This window comes from uncultured Roseobacter sp. (assembly GCF_947495275.1).
Taxonomy (GTDB): Bacteria; Pseudomonadota; Alphaproteobacteria; order Rhodobacterales; family Rhodobacteraceae; genus Roseobacter.
This window is the reverse complement of record NZ_CANLYL010000002.1, coordinates 498,870-517,005: the sequence shown is the minus strand read 5'-3', so window position 1 is coordinate 517,005 and position 18,136 is coordinate 498,870. Positions and strand designations below refer to the sequence as shown.

Annotated in this window: 18 protein-coding genes; 13 read left to right on the top strand and 5 right to left on the bottom strand. The window is 57.6% G+C overall.

The features are described from left to right. Positions 1–3: 3 nt before the first annotated feature. Positions 4–1,227: an acyl-CoA dehydrogenase gene (locus Q0802_RS05800; protein ID WP_298914923.1), complete on the bottom strand. Its 1,224-nt coding sequence runs from the start codon at positions 1,225–1,227 to the stop codon at positions 4–6. 111 nt (positions 1,228–1,338) lie between these two features. Between Q0802_RS05800 and Q0802_RS05795 the strand changes: the two genes are divergently transcribed. Both Q0802_RS05795 and Q0802_RS05790 read left to right on the top strand, forming a co-directional pair. After that, entirely contained in the window at positions 1,339–2,229 is an 891-nt protein-coding gene (locus Q0802_RS05795; protein WP_298914920.1) for a LysR substrate-binding domain-containing protein, read from the top strand. A 231-nt stretch (positions 2,230–2,460) separates the two neighbouring features. Further along, positions 2,461–2,772, top strand: coding sequence for a hypothetical protein (locus Q0802_RS05790; protein ID WP_298914917.1), 312 nt, complete (start codon positions 2,461–2,463; stop codon positions 2,770–2,772). A 405-nt stretch (positions 2,773–3,177) separates the two neighbouring features. Here the strand turns inward: Q0802_RS05790 and Q0802_RS05785 are convergent, their stop codons facing one another. Next, the gene (locus tag Q0802_RS05785) at positions 3,178–4,734 is read right to left on the bottom strand and encodes a bifunctional metallophosphatase/5'-nucleotidase (protein WP_298914914.1); all 1,557 of its coding nucleotides are present in this window, start codon (positions 4,732–4,734) and stop codon (positions 3,178–3,180) included. A 164-nt stretch (positions 4,735–4,898) separates the two neighbouring features. Between Q0802_RS05785 and Q0802_RS05780 the strand changes: the two genes are divergently transcribed. Together Q0802_RS05780 and Q0802_RS05775 are read left to right on the top strand one after the other, a co-directional pair. Then, a complete protein-coding gene (locus Q0802_RS05780) occupies positions 4,899–5,249 on the top strand; it encodes a DUF952 domain-containing protein (protein WP_298914911.1) in 351 nt (116 codons plus the stop codon). A 13-nt stretch (positions 5,250–5,262) separates the two neighbouring features. Further along, entirely contained in the window at positions 5,263–6,306 is a 1,044-nt protein-coding gene (locus tag Q0802_RS05775) for a quinone-dependent dihydroorotate dehydrogenase (RefSeq protein ID WP_298914908.1), read from the top strand. Positions 6,307–6,308: 2 nt separating this feature from the next. On the opposite strand, the gene Q0802_RS05770 is transcribed toward Q0802_RS05775, so the two are convergent. The 3 genes from Q0802_RS05770 to Q0802_RS05760 are packed head-to-tail and all read right to left on the bottom strand — an operon-like array spanning position 6,309 to position 8,570. Then, positions 6,309–7,643, bottom strand: a complete 1,335-nt coding sequence (locus tag Q0802_RS05770; RefSeq protein WP_298914906.1) for an MATE family efflux transporter — start codon at positions 7,641–7,643, stop codon at positions 6,309–6,311. Further along, complete coding sequence (locus Q0802_RS05765; protein ID WP_298914903.1) at positions 7,636–8,151, bottom strand: PaaI family thioesterase; 516 nt, start codon at positions 8,149–8,151, stop codon at positions 7,636–7,638. Before Q0802_RS05765 ends, Q0802_RS05770 begins: the two co-directional genes overlap by 8 nt. Then, positions 8,148–8,570 carry a PaaI family thioesterase gene (locus Q0802_RS05760; protein ID WP_298914900.1) on the bottom strand — a complete coding sequence of 141 codons (423 nt, stop codon included), beginning with the start codon at positions 8,568–8,570 and terminating at the stop codon, positions 8,148–8,150. The genes Q0802_RS05765 and Q0802_RS05760 overlap by 4 nt, the downstream gene beginning before the upstream one ends. A 133-nt stretch (positions 8,571–8,703) precedes the next feature. On the opposite strand from Q0802_RS05760, the gene Q0802_RS05755 reads away from it, so the two are divergent. The 9 genes from Q0802_RS05755 to Q0802_RS05715 all read left to right on the top strand — a co-directional run bounded on the left by Q0802_RS05755 (position 8,704) and on the right by Q0802_RS05715 (position 18,059). After that, positions 8,704–9,078 (top strand): MerR family DNA-binding transcriptional regulator, encoded by a 375-nt coding sequence (locus tag Q0802_RS05755; protein ID WP_298914897.1) that lies wholly within the window; start codon positions 8,704–8,706, stop codon positions 9,076–9,078. A 241-nt stretch (positions 9,079–9,319) separates the two neighbouring features. Beyond that, entirely contained in the window at positions 9,320–9,721 is a 402-nt protein-coding gene (locus tag Q0802_RS05750) for a MerR family DNA-binding transcriptional regulator (protein ID WP_298914894.1), read from the top strand. 40 nt (positions 9,722–9,761) lie between these two features. Then, the gene (locus Q0802_RS05745) at positions 9,762–11,543 is read left to right on the top strand and encodes an acyl-CoA dehydrogenase C-terminal domain-containing protein (protein ID WP_298914891.1); all 1,782 of its coding nucleotides are present in this window, start codon (positions 9,762–9,764) and stop codon (positions 11,541–11,543) included. 54 nt (positions 11,544–11,597) lie between these two features. Continuing rightward, positions 11,598–11,810 carry a hypothetical protein gene (locus Q0802_RS05740; RefSeq protein ID WP_298914888.1) on the top strand — a complete coding sequence of 71 codons (213 nt, stop codon included), beginning with the start codon at positions 11,598–11,600 and terminating at the stop codon, positions 11,808–11,810. A gap of 23 nt (positions 11,811–11,833) precedes the next feature. Further along, positions 11,834–12,991: an acyl-CoA dehydrogenase family protein gene (locus Q0802_RS05735; protein WP_298914885.1), complete on the top strand. Its 1,158-nt coding sequence runs from the start codon at positions 11,834–11,836 to the stop codon at positions 12,989–12,991. Continuing rightward, positions 12,988–13,626 (top strand): glutathione S-transferase family protein, encoded by a 639-nt coding sequence (locus tag Q0802_RS05730; protein ID WP_298914882.1) that lies wholly within the window; start codon positions 12,988–12,990, stop codon positions 13,624–13,626. Before Q0802_RS05735 ends, Q0802_RS05730 begins: the two co-directional genes overlap by 4 nt. Before the next feature lie 69 nt (positions 13,627–13,695). Beyond that, a complete protein-coding gene (locus Q0802_RS05725) occupies positions 13,696–14,907 on the top strand; it encodes an acetyl-CoA C-acetyltransferase (protein WP_298914879.1) in 1,212 nt (403 codons plus the stop codon). Between the two features lie 3 nt (positions 14,908–14,910). Next, the gene (locus tag Q0802_RS05720; RefSeq protein WP_298914876.1) at positions 14,911–15,861 is read left to right on the top strand and encodes a hypothetical protein; all 951 of its coding nucleotides are present in this window, start codon (positions 14,911–14,913) and stop codon (positions 15,859–15,861) included. After that, positions 15,858–18,059 carry a 3-hydroxyacyl-CoA dehydrogenase NAD-binding domain-containing protein gene (locus Q0802_RS05715; protein WP_298914873.1) on the top strand — a complete coding sequence of 734 codons (2,202 nt, stop codon included), beginning with the start codon at positions 15,858–15,860 and terminating at the stop codon, positions 18,057–18,059. The genes Q0802_RS05720 and Q0802_RS05715 overlap by 4 nt, the downstream gene beginning before the upstream one ends. Positions 18,060–18,136: the final 77 nt, after the last annotated feature.

Sequence of the window (18,136 nt, the reverse complement as noted above, 5' to 3'; positions counted from 1 at the left end):
TGATCAGAAAAACGCCTGAAGGCCGGTTTGCGCGCGTCCCAGGATCAACGCATGCACATCATGCGTGCCCTCATAGGTGTTCACCGTTTCGAGATTCATCATATGGCGGATCACCTGAAACTCTCCGCTGATCCCGTTGCCGCCGTGCATGTCCCGCGCCATCCGCGCGATATCAAGCGCCTTACCGCAATTGTTGCGTTTGACGATGCTGACCATCTCGGGTGCGGCATTGGCCTCATCCATCAGACGGCCCACCTGCAACGAGCCCTGCAATCCCAGCGAAATCTCTGTCATCATATCAGCCAGTTTTTTCTGGAATAGCTGCGTGCCCGCCAAGGGTTTGCCAAACTGGTGGCGGTCCAGACCATATTGCCGCGCCGCGTACCAGCAGAATTCGGCCGCCCCCATCGCCCCCCAACTGATGCCATAGCGCGCCCGGTTCAGACATCCGAACGGGCCTTTGAGCCCCTGCACATTGGGCAGCAGGGCATCGTCGCCCACCTCGACGTTATCCATCACGATCTCGCCGGTGATCGACGCGCGCAAGGACAGTTTGTTGCCCACCTTTGGCGCGCTGAGGCCTTCCATGCCTTTCTCCAGCACGAAACCGCGAATTTTGCCGCCGTGTTCTTCTGATTTCGCCCAGACCACAAAAACATCCGCAATCGGCGCGTTGGAAATCCACATCTTTGATCCGGTCAACCTGTAGCCGGTCGCGGTTTTCACGGCGCGTGTTTTCATGCCCGCAGGATCGGAACCCGCATCCGGTTCGGTCAGGCCAAAACAGCCGATCCATTCCCCCGAGCAGAGTTTGGGCAGATATTTGTTGCGTTGCGCTTCGGAGCCATATGCGTAAATGGGATAGATCACGAGGCTGGATTGTACGGACATCATCGACCGGTAGCCCGAATCCACCCGCTCCACTTCGCGCGCCACCAGCCCGTAAGATACGTAGGATGACCCCAGCCCACCGTATTCCTCCGGGCAAGTCACCCCCAGCAATCCCATCTCTCCCATTTCGCGAAAGATACCCGGCTCCGTGGTTTCCTTCTCAAAGGCCTCAATGATGCGTGGTTGCAATTTTTCCTGCGCATATGCACGTGCCGAGGCCTGAACCATGCGCTCGTCTTCATGCAATTGATCCGCTAGGCGAAACGGATCGGACCACTCAAAAGAGCCAAGATCAGGTGCATCCTTGGCTTTCAAAACTGGGCTTTCAACGTTCATCTCATGTCCTCTCGTGGCAGCGACAGCCCCGCAGGGCGTTGCCGCATTATTGCAAAGGAAATGCCAAAAGACTAACGATGCTTTATCCTGTCATTCATGAGAAAAACTCATATGTCTGTCCCGCGTCGGTATCTTCCGTCAATCTCCGCTCTTCTTGCCTTTGAGGCCGTTGCCCGCCTGGGAAGTGCGACGCGGGCCGCATCCGAGCTTTCCCTGACGCAAAGTGCCATTAGCCGTCAATTGAGATCTCTGGAAGATCAACTTGGCGCTGAATTGATCGTGAGAGAAGGGCGTGGCCTCGTGCTTACCTCAAAAGGCGACGACTACGTGCGCGAAGTTCGAGACATATTGCAACGGCTTGCGCAGGCAACGGTCTCTGCACGCTCGGAAACCACAGGCGGGACCTTGAACCTCGCCATCCTGCCTGCCTTCGGCATGCACTGGTTGGCCCCTCGATTGCGGGATTTCGCCCGCAATCATCCGGAGGTTACCGTCAACCTTTCCACACGCCTCGCCAGGTTCGACTTCAGAACATCATCTTTCGACGCGGCCATACACTTTGGCCGCGAAGACTGGCCCGGCGTTGGATATCTACCACTTCTTCCGGAGACTGTAGTGCCCGTTTGTTCACCCGCTTTGCTGTCCTCACCGCTCTCCGATCCCACAGATTTGCTGCACTACGATTTGTTGCATCTTGATACGCGGCCAAGAGGATGGATCAGATGGATGCGCGCGCTGGGGTCCGAAGCAGTGCCACCGCCGGGCATGGTTTTCGATCAATTTTCCACCATGGCGCAGGCTGCCATCCACGGTATGGGTGTCGCATTGCTTCCGACTTTTTTCGCAGAGCCCTATCTGGCGAACGGTCAACTTGTCTTGGCTTCAGAACACTCGTCCGAGAGCATCGGGAGCTATTATCTTGTCTGGCCGCGAGACCGCGAAGAGACATCTGCTCTAACGTCGTTTCGTAAGTGGCTGAAATGTCAGGCTTCGGGCACCTAGACTCGCACACCTCATGCGCGAACTTCCCCAAATGCTAGAAAACTGTTTTTTTTCAATGCATTGTAGAGACTTGGGAAACACTCTGTGCGAGTGCATGTTGCCATATTTCCGCCATGGTTCCGGCACATTTCAGTCTTAGTTCGATTTTAGGGCAGGGTTATCTGCTGATTGGGTGGGACCGATCTAAGGAATTTTGTTTTGTTGTGTAAACCTGCGTATCTAGTATCTGTCTTGTTTTTTGGATCGGTCTCATTCACGGCCGACACGGCGCTTTCAGAAGAGCATATCGTTATCATTTTGGCCTCTGCCTATTTCCCGGAACATATTGACGTTCAAATCGGAGATACGGTTCGCTTCATCAATGAAAGCGGTCAGGCTCATGCGGTCAGCGGCTCAGAAGGCTTGTGGACCACCGACACAATTGCTGCCCGCGCCGAAGCGACCGTTCATTTTCAGCCTGAGATGGCGGGCCGGTTTCACGGCTGGTCAGATCGCCTCATCGAAGGCCGCCTTGACCTGACACGCGCGCCTTTGATCAACTGAGGCACGCGACCGTCGAGCGAAACACTGGCGCTGTTTGGGTCGACAAACTGTGATCCTTGGAGTTCTGGCCTGCGACCCGTTTTGAGATCACAGCGCTGTCAACGCGTGCAGACGGGACGTACGCTGGAATACGCCAAGCGCGGAGCAGACCGCGGGTTGTGGCGCCCCCAAGCACTGTGCGTTCCCACATCATCGAGCAAACACTGAATCTGGACCTTTGGGAAACTCAATTGTCGGGGTGAGTTGGCACCTCAGTGCCAACGCATCGTCTGGAAGTACAGCTGCCATACGTCTGCACACTTCGGCAGGACAACTGACGCGACCCAGGTTTCCAGCAATCACAATGCACAAAAAAAACACGCCCGAAACTTGGTCCGGGCGTGTTGGCATGATTTTACGGCGCGTCTACTTGGCTGTGATGCGCCCGTCTGTGTAGGGCGAATAGGGGCCGTTTGCCGCGAGGAATTCAGCCGTCACATCAGCCAGATCGGGCCCAAAATCATAGGCGTTTTGCGCGGCTTTGAACATGTCGTAGCCATCTCCGCCGTTACGCACATAGTTGTTGGACACAACCGAATAGACCTTCGCAAGGTCAATGGGTGCACCACCGACCATGACGTCGCTGATCCGGCTGCCGGCGGGTTTGGAGACGTCAAACGCGTAGCTCATGCCCGCAACCTGCGGGAAACGCCCTGCCCCTTCCTCATGTTCGCTCACGCCATTTTCCAAGGCGGCCAGAATTGTCTCTCCAGTGACCTGGAAGGTGCTCAGGGTATTCTGGAAAGGCAGGACCGTCAGGACTTCGCCCATGGTAACTTCACCTGCGTCGATACTGGCACGGATGCCACCACCGTTCTGGATCGCGATCTCAACACCCTGATCTTTCACACGCGCCAGCATGGCGTCCGCGATCAGGTTGCCCATGGCACATTCCTTGGCCCGGCAATCTTCACGCACACCGACAATCTCGGCAGCAGTTTCAGCCACTACCTTGTTGCGGATCTTGTCGAGCGGTGCCGCAGCTTCAGCGATCCGCGCGGCGGTATCCGCGTCCTTGGCGACGTTTCCGTCGATCAGGATGGGTTCCCCCTTGGCTTCGGTGATATTGCCCGCGTCATCGAATGTGACGTTCAATTCGCCCAGAAATTTACCGTAAGCATAGGCCTGCACAATGGCCGTATCACCGACCATCGTCGGATAGGGTCCTTCGGCGCGATCGCTGGAATTGGACAACAGCGAATTGGAGTGACCGCCGACAATGACGTCAACGCCTGTGGTCTCTGCGGCAACGCGCTGGTCCGTACGGTAGCCGGAATGGCTCAGCACGATGATTTTGTTGACACCTTCAGCGCTCAGCCTGTCCACTTCCCCCTGAACCGCCGCAACTGGATCGGAAAAGGTGATGTTATCGCCCGGAGAGGCCAGTTCGTCGGTGTCCTCAGGCGTCAGGCCGATCAGCCCGATTTTCTCGCCACCGCGTTCGATCACCGTCGATTTGGCCAGTTTGTCAGCAAGCAGCGGTTCATTGGAAACATCCGCATTCGACATCAGAACCGGAAAATTCACCGCATCCATGAACCCGCGCAACACTTCCGGCCCGTCGTCAAATTCGTGGTTGCCGACGGTCATGCCATCATAGCCGAGCTTGTTCATCATCTCAGCAGCCAGCGCGCCCTTGTAATAGGTGTAAAAGAGCGTGCCCTGAAACTGATCGCCGCCGTCCACGAGGATCGAATTGTTGGACCTGGCGCGCGCCTCTGCAATAGCCGTGACCAGCCGGGCCGATCCGCCAAAACACTTGCCCTCGCCATCATCTTCCGCAGAGCAGCCGCTGTCATATTTGCTGATCGGCTCAAAACGTGCGTGAAAGTCATTGGTGTGCAGAATTGTCAGATTGTATTCAGCAGACGCCATGCCGCTTGTCAGGGCAAGGGCGGCGGTTGCTGTCAGGAATCGTTTCATGGTTTTCCCCTCGATTGGAACATGCCAACATCGTGGCCAATGGGAGAGCGCGTGTCAAAGGCTCTGTGGTGAAACGGGCGGGCGTTACCCTGCGTCATGATGGCGACCCCTTCCAGCTGCAGAGGGCCTTGACGCTGTAACAGTCGCAGGGCATCAGGCAGACCATGATGATCTACAAAATATTCCGTGCCGATGAATGGGCAGAACTGCGCGCAAAGGGTGAAACCACAGGCGCGCCAATTGATGTCAGTGACGGCTATGTGCACTTCTCGACATCCTCGCAAGCCGCAGAAACCGCGGCAAAGCACTTTGCCGGCCAAGACGGTTTGATGCTGCTTGCGGTGGAAACAGATCGCCTCGGCGACGACCTGAAATGGGAAGTTTCGCGCGGCGACCAACTGTTCCCGCATCTCTACCGCGTTCTGAGGCTGGATGATGTGGTTTGGGCACAGCCTTTGCCGCTGAAAGATGGTCTGCACCTGTTCCCGGCGGGTCTGGAAGAGACCAGCGCATGATTTCCGGCGCGCCATGAAACGCGTTCTCGAACAGGTCGGGCTGCGCGCATTGCGCCAGATCGACCCTGAAGCGGCACATATGCTGGCCATCAAGGCGCTGCAAAGCGGTTTGGGGCCAACACAAGGGCCGATCACCTCTGATCGGCTCCAAGTCACTCTGGCGGGTCTTTCGCTGGCAAACCCGGTCGGGCTCGCAGCAGGTTTCGATAAAAACGCTCAGGCTATTGCGCCTTTAGGACGTGCCGGTTTCGGCTTTCTGGAAGTGGGGGCGGCAACACCGCAACCACAACCCGGCAATCCCAAGCCGCGCCTGTTCCGCCTGACGCAGGATGCCGCTGCCATCAATCGCTTTGGGTTCAACAACGACGGAATGACCACCATCGGCACTCGGCTGAAAGAGGCATCGGTCAATCTGCCCGTTGGCATCAATCTTGGGGCCAACAAGACCAGCGAGGACCGCGCTGCTGATTTTGCAAAGGTCATGGCGCATCTTGGTCGTGACGTGGATTTCGCCACGGTGAACGTCTCTTCGCCCAATACGGAGAAATTGCGCGATCTGCAGGGACCCGAGGCACTGGCGGCATTGCTGGATGGCGTCATGCAGGTGCGCGGCCGAACCCCTGTATTCCTGAAGATCGCCCCCGATCTGACCGATGGTGAAATCGCCGATATTGCTGCCGTGGCGCAGGAAGCACGCGTAGATGCCATCATCGCGACCAACACGACGCTGTCACGTGACGGGCTGCGCAGTGCGCAAGCAAGCGAAGCGGGTGGCTTGTCTGGCCAGCCGCTTTTTGAACGTGCCACCAGGGTTTTGGCGCAGCTTTCCACCCGGACCGACATCCCATTGATCGGGGTCGGCGGCATCGGATCGGCAGAGCAGGCCTATGCAAAAATCTGTGCCGGCGCTACGGCGGTGCAGCTTTACACCGCGCTCGTTTACAGTGGGCTGTCGCTGGTCGGGGACATCGCCTCGGGGCTTGACCAATTGCTGGCCCGCGATGGTTTTTCAAATGTCAGCGAAGCGATCGGTAGCCGCCGCGACGATTGGCTTTAGCATCAGCGTTTTTCGGCGGACGCCTCCAGTGCCGGATATCGCAGCCCCAGCGTCACGCCACGCGCGGCAAAAGATATCAGCAGCGCGATCCATAATCCGTGGTTACCAAGCAAGGGCAGCAAAATGAAAATGGCTGCCCAGTAGATCGCAAAGCTCAACGCCATCATATTGCGCATGTCGCGGCTGCGCATCGCGCCGATGTAGATCCCATCCATCATCCAGGCAATGCAGCCGACCAGCGGCGCGATAACCATATAGGGCAGAAAAATCCGGGCGGTTTGCTGCACATCAGCATCTTTGGCCATCACATCAATGATCCAGCTACCCGCAAATGCGAATGCAGCTGCCATGGTAACGCAGACAAGTCCGCCCCAGACGGTTGTCAGCAGCGCACTGCGCCGGACGTTCGCACGGTCACCGCGACCGAAGGCCCGCGCGATCAGGGTCTCGGCGGCGAAGGCGAAACCATCCATCGCATAGGCCGTGATGTACATGAACTGCACCAACACCTCGTTGGCCGCGAGCGTCACGTCACCGAACTTGGCGCCGATAAAGACAAACGAGGAAAAAATGATCATCAGCATTGCGGAGCGCAACAGGATGTCGGTGTTGAGCAAAGCCATGCGGATCAGCTTGGCGCGGTCAAAGATGCGGGACCAGTCGCGCCAATCAGGTCGTTGAAAGGCTGCGCGACAGAACCACAAAGCCAGGCCTGCACCGGTAACCTCCGCAATCGCTGTCGCGACGGCGACGCCGTTCACGCCCCAGTCGAAGACCAGCACAAACAGCAGATCAAGCGCGATATTGACGCCGTTCATGACCAGCTGCACCCAGAAGACGCCTGACGTGCGCTCCATCGCGACCAGCCATCCGGTCAGTGCGTAAACGGCGATGGCAGCGGGTGCTGTCCAGATGCGAATGCTCAGGTAGGCGCGCGCGAGACTTTCAACCTCCTCGCTGGCCGGTGCCAGTTGCAAGGCCGCCCAGAAGACTAAAGGCTGCAAGGCAATCAGACCCAAGCCGCCCGCCATGGCAACCAGCAACGCGCGTGTCAGCCAGGCTGACACTTCTGCCTTGTCTCCTGCCCCTTCGGCCTGCCCGACCAGACCGACAGTCCCCATCCGCAGGAACCCGAAAATCCAGTAGGCGGTGGACAGGATGATCGCACCAAGAGCAACCGCGCCAATAGGGGCAGCCTCGCCCATTTGCCCGACCACACCCACATCGACTGCACCAAGTATGGGGACAGTGGCATTCGACAGAACGATTGGCAGCGCGACCTTCAGAACGCGCCGGTGCGTGACCGCAGCTGGCGCACCGGTAACGGTTTCAGTCACGCTGCGACGGCATCAGAAAATGACCCGTGGCCTGGGCAAAGAGCCTGTTACGATTGTCCTGCCAGGCCTCGACATGCACAGAAGCATAGCGTCTTCCCGACCGGTTGATGCGCGCGCGCGCATAGGCGTCGCGCGGCAGGCCGGAGCGCAGATAATCCGTTGAGAAGTCGATTGTTTTGGGCAATCGCGGCAAACCGCCAGCTTCGAGCGCCGCCGTATCGATCGCACCGGATTCGACATCTTCCCAAAGAAAGAACCAGCTCAAAGTGATGATGGCCGTCACTTCCAGAAAGGCTGCCGTCACACCCCCGTGAATGGCGGGCAGCATCGGGTTTCCGATCAGTTTCTGATCGAAAGGCAAAACGCCGGTCAGTTCGTCGCCTTTGCGTTCAAACTGCATGCCGAGGTACTGTATGTAGGGCACCCGTTCGACCAGCGCACGCAAGGTGGCATCCCGGCGCTGCTTGACGATCTGCACGGGCTCGGGGGGTCTGCGGGGCGCTTTCATCGCGTGCCCTCCACCGTAAACGCCCCGGTTGCAGCGGCCACGGGGTTATCCGTATCGTCATCCGTTGCCGTTGCGCGCACAAATGCCACCGTACGCGTCACGTGATAGCAGATGGCCTGCGCCCGGATCGCCTGCCCGGGCGTTGCCGCGCGCATGTAGTCAATACGCAGATCAATGGTCGCTGTGCCGCCAGGATTTGCGGGGTGGCTCATGACCGCAGCGCCACAGCAGGTATCCATCAGCGCAGATACAGCACCACCATGGATCACGCCGGTATCCGGGTCTCCCACCAGTTTGCCATCATAGGGCATCTCTATTGTGGCCACACCTTCTCCCATATCGGTCAATTGCATGCCCAGCGCTTTGCTGTGGGGAATCGCTTCGATGAATTGGCGCGCGATATCGACTTTATTTTTCATGATAACCTGCTCTGAACGACGAAAGGCGATGAACCTGAACCCCTTTATCAACGCAAGGCAGTCACAAGAGCAAGAGCGACGGTTGCGCTCTGGGATTTCGCGTCTTAGCCTGAGCTTAAGGGAGAGCCCAAGCATGGCAGATGAGCGTCTGACATTCAAAGAAATGTGTTCGGAATTCGATGTCACTCCGAGAACCCTGCGGTACTATGAATACATCGAACTGTTGCAGCCCGATCGTGAAGGGCGCGCCCGGTTTTATGGCGCGCGTGAATGCGCGCGGATGAAGTTGATCTTGCGCGGTCGCAAATTCGGATTTCAACTGGAAGACATCAGGCAGTGGCTGCTGATCTATGAAAAAGAAGGCACTGCTGCGCAAATGGCGGCTTGGGTCGAGCTTGCCGATGGGCAGCTGAAAGAGCTCGCAGAGCAGCGCGCGCAATTGGATGAGGCGATGCAGGAATTGCAGGATTTGCGCGATTCCGTGGCCCGTGAGATCAGTACAACCTGACGGCCTGGCCGGTCGATCTTTTTTCACTTTGATACCGAAAATGAGTTTTCCGCCTTAAATATCGGATTTTCCATCAAGAATGAGCGACAAATCGCGCTCCGTCTTCAGGTGTTGCGCGCTTTCCGTCATGGCAGCTTGCAATGTGACGTAACGTTCAGGTTACGTAAACGTCATCTGTTATTGTAGCTCCCTGACCAGTTCATACCTGTGCCGCGTTCCGATGCTGAAAAGAGTAAAACCTATGACCGATGAATTAATGACCATTCGAGAGATGTGCGATACTTTTGATGTCACACCTCGCACCCTGCGTTTTTACGAATCCAAAGAACTCTTGTTCCCGATCCGCGAGGGTCAGAAACGGCTCTTCACCCGCCGGGATCGCGCGCGCCTGAAACTGATATTGCGAGGCAAGCGGTTCGGCGTCAGCCTCGAAGAACTCCGCCAGCTGCTTGATCTTTACGATATGGGCGATCAGCAACAAGCACAGCTTCAGGCTTCTTATGAGGTCGGCCTCAAACGTCTTGCTGAAATGGAAAACCAGCGTGACGCGCTGACCGAAGCGATTGACGAACTGCAAGAACAGCTCAAGTGGGGAGCCGACATGCTCGACTCCATGAAAAACCAAAAGGACGCGGCCGAATAACGCCGCCTCAAGCACCGTCGCCTTTAGGGAGAGAGACCAGATGCCGAGATATACCGCCCCGACCAAAGACATGCAGTTCATTTTGCACGATGTGCTGAACGTCGTTGATCAGCCGATCCCGGGCTACGACGAATTGGAAGCGGATTTTACCTCCGCCGTTCTGGAGGAAGCCGGCAAGTTGACTTCTGAGGTCTTGGCGCCGCTGAACGTGGTCGGCGATACCGAAGGATGCTCCCTTGAGAACGGCGTGGTGCGCACACCCACCGGTTTCAAGGCCGCTTTCGAACAGGTCAAGGAAGGTGGGTGGCCTGGTTTGGACATGCCCGAACAATACGGCGGCCAGAATATGCCCTATGTGATCGGCACCGCCGTAGGCGAGATGTTCTCCTCGTCGAATATGGCGTTCACGATGTATCAGGGCCTGACCCACGGGGCTGCTTCGGCCATTCTGGCGCATGGATCGGAAGCTCAGAAAGACACATATCTGCCCAAAATGGTCGCCTGCGATTGGACCGGCACGATGAACCTGACCGAGCCGCATTGTGGTACCGATCTGGGGCTGATGCGCACCAAAGCCGAACCGCAGGATGATGGCAGCTATAAGATCACCGGGCAGAAGATTTTCATCTCCGCCGGCGAGCACGACATGTCCGACAACATCATTCACTTGGTACTGGCGAAAATCAGTGGCGCACCTGAAGGTATCAAGGGTGTTTCGCTCTTTATCGTGCCGAAGTTCATGGTCAACGACGACGGCTCCCTGGGAGAGCGCAATGCGGTTGCTGTCGGCAAGATCGAAGAGAAAATGGGCATCCACGGCAATTCCACCTGCGTGATGAATTACGACGGTGCGGCGGGGTTCCTGCTGGGCGAAGAGCACAAAGGCATGCGGGCAATGTTCACCATGATGAACGAGGCGCGTCTGGGCGTGGGCATGCAGGGCATGTCTCAGGCCGAGGTCGCCTATCAGAACGCGCTGGATTACGCCAAGGACCGCTTGCAGGGCCGCGACGTGACGGGCACCAAGAACCCCGATGGGCCGGCCGATCCGCTGATCGTGCACCCGGATATCCGCCGCTCGCTGATGGATCAGAAAAGCTTTGCCGAGGGCGCGCGGGCGTTCATCCTTTGGGGCTCAACGCTCATCGACGCAGCCCACCGCGGTAAGGATGAGGACGCGGACGGTCTTGTGTCGCTGCTGACGCCCGTGATCAAGGGTTTCCTGACAGATCAGGGTTTTGACATGACCATCAAGGCGCAGCAGGTCTACGGCGGGCATGGCTATATCGAAGAATGGGGCATGTCGCAGTTTGCCCGCGATGCGCGGATCGCAATGATCTACGAAGGGGCTAACGGCGTGCAGGCGCTGGATCTGGTGGGGCGCAAGCTCGCTCAGGACGGCGGCAAACATGTAATGGCATTCTTTGACCTGGTGAAAAGTTTCATCAAGGAAAACGCCGGGCAGGATGCGGATTTCGACGCCCAGTTCCTCGATCCCCTGAAAGCAGCAAGCAAAGATTTGCAGGCGGCGGGCATGTACTTCATGCAAAACGGCATGAAAAATCCGAACAATGCGCTCGCGGGCTCGCATGACTTCATGCATATGTTTGGCCATGTCTGCCTTGGTCTGATGTGGGCGCGGATGGGTAAAGCCGCCAAGCTGGCGCTGGAGAGCGGGGCCTCCGATGTGGCTTTCCTTGAGAGTAAACTGCACACAGGCCGCTATTACATGGCGCGTCAACTGCCCGCTACAGCCCTGCATCTGAGCCGAATTCAAACCGGTGCCGATACTGTGATGGCGTTGGAGGCAGCAAACTTCTAATGTCGGTCAGGTGGGCTGAAACCCACCTTGCCTACCGCTGCAAAGGACGCGCCCATGCCCAAACGTTTTCGTCTCACCCGTCGTTTTCCTGTTGCGATGACAGAGGACGGGTATCGCAGGCTGAAACGTTTTGCTGGGGATGCCGGTCTGGATGAGGGAGAAGCGCTGTCGTTTCTGTTTGAGAATTTCGACAGTGTCATCAACGAAGAGACTTTTGGCCATCGGCTGAGGTTGTTCAATTCTGAGCTGGACGCGCGCAAGAAATGAGCGCTTCCGGGGGAGAGCACGGGATGAAAGACGGATTGAATGATGCCGGCGGTTGGATGACCGAAGAGCACCACATGATTGCCCAGATGACGGCGCAGTTCATCACCAATGAATGGGCGCCTAAATTCGAGAAATGGCGCAAGCAGGGACAGATGGACCGTGAAACCTGGGCTGAGGCCGGGGAGTTGGGTCTGCTCTGCCCCTCGGTGCCCGAAGCATACGGCGGCCCGGGCGGCGATTTCGGGCACGAGGCCGCAATCCTCATCGAAGCGTCGCGCGCCAATCTGGCCAGCTGGGGGCATGGTATCCACTCCGGCATCGTGGCCCATTACGTATTGGCCTATGGTACGGAAAATCAGAAGAAGCGCTGGCTGCCCAGGATGGTCTCCGGCGAACTGGTGGGGGCACTCGCCATGACCGAACCCTCCACCGGCTCGGACGTGCAAAACATCAAGACCAAGGCCGTGCAGGACGGCAATGCCTATCGGTTGTCTGGCCAAAAGACTTTCATCACCAATGGCCAGCACGCGAACCTGATCATCGTTGCCGCCAAGACCGACCCGAATGAGGGGTCCAAAGGGGTCTCTCTGGTTATCGTGGAAACCGATGGCGCACAGGGCTTTTCCCGCGGGCGCAATCTGGACAAGGTCGGCCTGCATGCCGCCGACACCTCCGAGCTGTTTTTCGATGACGTTGCGATCCCACCAGAGAACATTCTGGGCGGTGAAGAGGGTCAGGGGTTCTATCAGATGATGCAGCAACTGCCCCAGGAACGTCTGATCATCGGCTGCGGAGCTGTCGGTGCAATGGAGGGGGCCGTCGAGCGCACCATCACCTATTGCAAGGAACGCGAAGCTTTCGGCGGGCCCTTGACCCAGTTCCAGAACACGCGCTTCAAACTGGCCGAATGCAAGACACGCGCAGCCGTGGCGCGTGCCTTTCTGGATCAATGCATCGCCGAGCATTTGCAAGGCAACCTTACCGTCGAGCGCGCAGCGATGTGCAAATACTGGCTCACCGACACGCAATGCGACGTACTGGACGATTGCGTGCAACTGCATGGCGGCTACGGCTTCATGCAAGAATATGCCGTGGCCGAGATGTGGGCCGATGCCCGCGTGCAACGCATCTACGGCGGCACAAATGAGATCATGAAAGAACTGATTGCGAGGACCCTATGACCATCCAACTTTATTGCTTTGGCGAAAGCGGCAATGCCTATAAGGCGGCCCTTGCTCTTGAACTTTCCGGACTCAACTGGGAGCCTGTAAAGGTGGATTTCTTTGGCGGTGAGGCTCGCACGCCGGAGTACCGCGCAAACGTCAACAGCATGGGCGAGGTGCCGGTGATGGTAGACGGCGACATCCGCCTGACCCAATCCGGGGTTATTCAGGATTATGTATCTGAAAAGTCAGGAAAGTTCGCGGGCAAGGATGCCACTGAGCGCCGCGAAATCCTGCGCTGGGTACTGTGGGATAATCACAAGTTCAGCTCGGTTGCGGGCCCGACGCGGTTTCTGATGCATTTCCTGCCAGAGGACAAGCGCCCTAGGGAGGTCATCGCCTTCAATCAGGGGCGTCTCAAGGCGGCCTACGCGATTTTGAACGACCATCTTGCAGAGCGTGACTGGATTGTCGGCGACGAGATCACAAACGCGGACCTGTGTTGTTGCGGCTATCTCTACTACCCGGAAAGCTTTGGATTTGACCGGGTGGACTGGCCCCATATCGACGCCTGGCTCACACGAGTTTCCAACACGCCCGGGTGGAAACACCCCTATGATCTGATGCCCGGCAGCCCTGCTGATCGGGCCTGACATGAACTACGGCGCCAAACTGCGCCCGACCAAAATAGCCGCGCCTATGCGCGCGAAAAGGAGACACCCATGACAGAAGCCTATATCTATGACGCGTTGCGCACGCCACGGGGCAAGGGCCGTAAGGATGGCAGCCTGCATGAAGTCACGTCACTGCGCCTGTCCGCGCAAACGTTGAATGCCGTGAAAGAGCGCAATAATCTGGAAGGCCACGCCGTCGAGGACGTGATCTGGGGTAACGTCACCCAGGTCATGGAACAGGGCGGCTGTCTGGCCCGTTCGGCCGTGCTGGCCTCTGATCTCGACGAGCGCATTCCCGGCCTTGCCATCAACCGCTTTTGTGCCTCTGGCATGGAAGCCGTGAACCTTGCCGCCAACCAGGTCAAAGGCGGCGCGGGCGAGGCCTATATCGCTGGCGGCGTGGAAATGATGGGCCGCGTGGCCATGGGGTCCGACGGCGCGGCCATTGCCGTGGATCCAACTCTGGCAATGGAAAAGTACTTTGTTCCTCAAGGTATTAGCGCAGACATCATCGCCACAGAATACGGCTTCAGCCGCGATGACGCCGATCAGTTGGCCGTGGAATCCCAGCGCCGTGCCAAAATGGCATGGGACGAGAAGCGCTTTGCCAAATCCGTCATCGAAATCCGTGACCAGAACAGCCTGCCGATCCTCGATCACGACGAATACATGCGTCCGCAGACGGATATGCAATCGCTTGGTGGCCTCAATCCCGCCTTTCAGGCCATGGGTGAGGTGATGCCGGGCTTCGACAAGGTTGCCCTGATGAAGTATCCGCATCTGGAAAAGATCAATCACATTCACCATGCAGGCAATTCTTCTGGCATCGTGGATGGGGCGGCAGCCGTTCTGATCGGTTCCAAAGCCTTTGGCGAGAAATACGGGCTGACACCCCGCGCGCGCATCAGGGCCACCGCGAAGATCGGAACGGACCCGACCATCATGCTGACCGGTCCGGTGCCCGTGACCGAAAAAATCCTCGCCGACAATGGCATGAACATCAAGGATATCGACCTCTTTGAAGTCAATGAGGCCTTCGCCGCTGTAGTCCTGAGATTCATGCAAGCCTTTGATGTGGAAAGTGAAAAGGTCAACGTAAACGGCGGTTCCATCGCCATGGGCCACCCGTTGGGCGCTACGGGAGCGATGATCATCGGCACTCTGCTTGATGAAATGGAACGTGCCGACAAGGAAGTTGGTCTGGCCACATTATGTATCGCATCAGGAATGGGAGCGGCGACGATCATCGAGCGGGTCTGATAAGTGACCAGCGCCGAAGCCATGTCAATCTATCAGGGGGTGTTGGACGCGCTGTCGACGGCCACCATGATGGGAGACGTGGCGACGGCGCTGGAAAGGACCAAACTGCCGTACCTGCGTCGTACCGTGAACAGCGAAGTGATCGTGGAGACCGAAGAGGATCTTGCGGAAGGCTTCAAGGTTTACGGCGCAACACTTCGAGGGCTCGGCGTCACGAATTGGGTACGGCTGGCGACTGACGCGTCGTTTTTGGGGGAAAACTATATTGCGGGCCATCACGTCACGCATTCCCTCAAAGACGCAACCCCGGTGATTGAAACCTATGCGAGCCGCATGGTGCTGATGTTGGAAGATGGAATCTGGAAAATGCTGGAACTCGAAAGCATGTTGAGCAACTCGAAGTGGCCGATTCACGTCCCCCGTGTGGCGCAGGACGCCTCGCGACATTTCGGTGCAAGCTCTGCGGAAGATGACGTGCGAAAGCATGCAGTGGCGCCCCTCACCCTCTATCAGACCTTCATTGACGGCTTGTCCGAAGCAAACAACGCGGATGATTTTGAAACCTACTGCAGCTTTTTAATGTTTCCCTACACATGGCACACCGAGCGTTCCGATGTGGTTATCCGGTCTCAGGAGGAGGTGCGCCTGTTCTTCGATGATCTGCGTGAAAGCGTGGTCGCGCAAGGTGGTGATCATCTCGTCAGATACGCCGAAAAGGCCGAATTCATCTCCGGTGATTTGCTTTGCGGTTATCATGCGACCGAATTCTGTTCCGGAATGAAAAGCGTTTACGGCCCGATCAAATCCCGCATGGTGCTCAAGCGCCAGGGCACCGACTGGTACCTCAAATCGGTGACCAATTCGCTGAGCAACACCAAATTCCCCTACATCGTCCCAAAGCCTGCCAAGGCGCTGGTGACACTTCGAACAATCCAAGAAAGGACCCGGACATGACCGAGTTTTCCATGACGACAGATGGCGACGGCATCGCCACCATTACCTGGGACGTTCCCGGCAAATCCATGAACGTTATGTCCTACGAAGGGCTCAGCGAGATTGACAAGCTGATGAGCGAGGCGATCGCCGATGAGGCCGTGAAGGGCATCGTTTTGACATCTGGCAAGGAAGGGTCCTTTGCCGGGGGGATGGATTTGAACCTGATTGCCAAGATGAAATCCGATGCCGGGCAAGAGCCCGCCAGGGGACTATTCGAAGGTGTGATGAACATGCACGCGCTGCTGCGCAAGATCGAACGCGCAGGCATGGACCCCAAGACACTCAAGGGCGGCAAACCCATCGCCTGCGTGCTACCTGGTACAGCATTGGGTATTGGGTTGGAGTTGCCGCTTTCCTGCCATCGCATCTTCGCGGCGAACAATCCAAAGGCGAAAATTGGCCTGCCCGAGATCATGGTCGGCATTTTTCCCGGTGCTGGCGGTACAACCCGTCTGGTACGCAAGATGGGTGCCATGGCGGCCTCTCCGTTCCTGCTTGAAGGCAAGTTGGTCGATCCTGCGAAGGCCAAGTCGGCGGGCCTCATTGACGAGGTGTCCGATGATCCGATGGCCGATGCCCGTGTCTGGGTGCTTGAGGCTAAGGACGCTGATCTGGTGAAACCCTGGGACGCCAAGGGCTACAAAATGCCCGGTGGCGCGCCCTATCATCCGGCTGGTTTCATGACCTTCGTCGGCGCTTCAGCGATGGTCAACGGCAAGACCCAAGGGGTTTATCCTGCCGCCAAGGCGCTGCTCTCTGCCGTCTATGAGGGTGCACTTGTGCCTTTCGACACGGCATTAAAAGTCGAAGCACGTTGGTTCACTTCGGTGCTGATGAACCCCTCGTCCGAGGCGATGATCCGCTCGCTCTTCATTAACAAGGAAGCGCTTGAGAAAGGTGCTGTGCGACCGCAGGATGTGGCCGACCAGAGGGTGAAAAAACTGGGTGTTCTCGGCGCAGGCATGATGGGCGCGGGCATTTCGCTGGTCTCGGCGCAGGCGGGCATCGAAGTAGTGCTGATCGACCAGACGCAAGAGGCTGCCGACAAAGGCAAGGCCTATACGGCGACGTTCGCCGACAAAGGCATCGCACGCAAGAAAACCACGCCGGAGAAAAAGGAACAGCTGCTCAGCCTCATCACAGCCACCACCGATCTCGACGCGTTGAAGGGCTGCGATCTGATCATCGAGGCCGTGTTCGAAGACCCGAAGGTCAAGGCCGAGATGACGCGACGCGTCGAGGCGGTGATCCCCGAAGACTGCATCTTTGCCTCCAATACCTCCACCCTGCCGATCACGGAACTGGCCAAAGCGGCGAGCCGACCGGAGCAGTTCATTGGCATCCATTTCTTCTCGCCTGTTGAAAAGATGCTGCTGGTGGAGATCATCAAGGGCAAAGGCACCGGAGACCGCGCGGTCGCCAAAGCGCTCGACTATGTACGCCAGATCCGCAAGACACCTATTGTGGTGAATGACGCACGGTTCTTCTATGCCAATCGCTGCATCATCCCCTACATCAATGAAGGTATCCGTATGGTCGCGGAAGGCGTCGAGCCTGCGCTGATCGAAAACGCCGCGCGCCTGGTGGGTATGCCGCTTGGGCCACTGCAACTGGTCGATGAGACCTCTATCGACCTCGGTGCCAAGATCGCGCGCGCGACCAAGGCGGCGATGGGCGATGCCTATCCTGACGCTGCAGTGGACGATGTGATCTTCTGGATGGAAGGTGAAGGCCGCTTGGGCCGTAAATCATCGGCCGGTTTTTACAGCTATGACGAAAAAGGCAAGCGGCAGGGTCTCTGGGAGGGTCTCGACGCCAAATATCCGACCACCGAAGACCAACCGGAACTGACGGATGTTCAGCACCGTTTGCTGTTTTCGCAGTCGCTGGAGGCCGTCCGCGCGCTGGAGGAAGGTGTGCTGATGGACATCCGTGAGGGCGACGTGGGCGCAATCCTGGGGTGGGGTTTTGCACCTTGGTCGGGCGGGCCGCTAAGCTGGCTCGACATGCTGGGTGCGGCCTATGCGTCGGAGCGTTGCGACCAGTTGACAGCCAACTATGGTGATCGATTTGCCTGCCCTGATCTTTTGCGGGAAATGGCAGCAAAAAACCAAAGCTTCTACGGTCGTTTTGACAAAACCGCCAACGCAGCTTGAACGACAAAGGTTTGAGTTGTGAGGGGGGTCTGTCAGCCCCCCTTTCTAGTTATCTCTGCGTTTTTGCTCGAGGTCTT

Coding starts and splice junctions, on each gene's coding strand:
- Q0802_RS05800 (WP_298914923.1), bottom strand. CDS start 1,227: ATGAACGTTGAAAGCCCAGTTTTGAAAGCCAAGGATGCACCTGATCTT.
- Q0802_RS05795 (WP_298914920.1), top strand. CDS start 1,339: ATGTCTGTCCCGCGTCGGTATCTTCCGTCAATCTCCGCTCTTCTTGCC.
- Q0802_RS05785 (WP_298914914.1), bottom strand. CDS start 4,734: ATGAAACGATTCCTGACAGCAACCGCCGCCCTTGCCCTGACAAGCGGC.
- Q0802_RS05780 (WP_298914911.1), top strand. CDS start 4,899: ATGATGATCTACAAAATATTCCGTGCCGATGAATGGGCAGAACTGCGC.
- Q0802_RS05775 (WP_298914908.1), top strand. CDS start 5,263: ATGAAACGCGTTCTCGAACAGGTCGGGCTGCGCGCATTGCGCCAGATC.
- Q0802_RS05765 (WP_298914903.1), bottom strand. CDS start 8,151: ATGAAAGCGCCCCGCAGACCCCCCGAGCCCGTGCAGATCGTCAAGCAG.
- Q0802_RS05760 (WP_298914900.1), bottom strand. CDS start 8,570: ATGAAAAATAAAGTCGATATCGCGCGCCAATTCATCGAAGCGATTCCC.
- Q0802_RS05755 (WP_298914897.1), top strand. CDS start 8,704: ATGGCAGATGAGCGTCTGACATTCAAAGAAATGTGTTCGGAATTCGAT.
- Q0802_RS05750 (WP_298914894.1), top strand. CDS start 9,320: ATGACCGATGAATTAATGACCATTCGAGAGATGTGCGATACTTTTGAT.
- Q0802_RS05745 (WP_298914891.1), top strand. CDS start 9,762: ATGCCGAGATATACCGCCCCGACCAAAGACATGCAGTTCATTTTGCAC.
- Q0802_RS05740 (WP_298914888.1), top strand. CDS start 11,598: ATGCCCAAACGTTTTCGTCTCACCCGTCGTTTTCCTGTTGCGATGACA.
- Q0802_RS05735 (WP_298914885.1), top strand. CDS start 11,834: ATGAAAGACGGATTGAATGATGCCGGCGGTTGGATGACCGAAGAGCAC.
- Q0802_RS05730 (WP_298914882.1), top strand. CDS start 12,988: ATGACCATCCAACTTTATTGCTTTGGCGAAAGCGGCAATGCCTATAAG.
- Q0802_RS05725 (WP_298914879.1), top strand. CDS start 13,696: ATGACAGAAGCCTATATCTATGACGCGTTGCGCACGCCACGGGGCAAG.
- Q0802_RS05715 (WP_298914873.1), top strand. CDS start 15,858: ATGACCGAGTTTTCCATGACGACAGATGGCGACGGCATCGCCACCATT.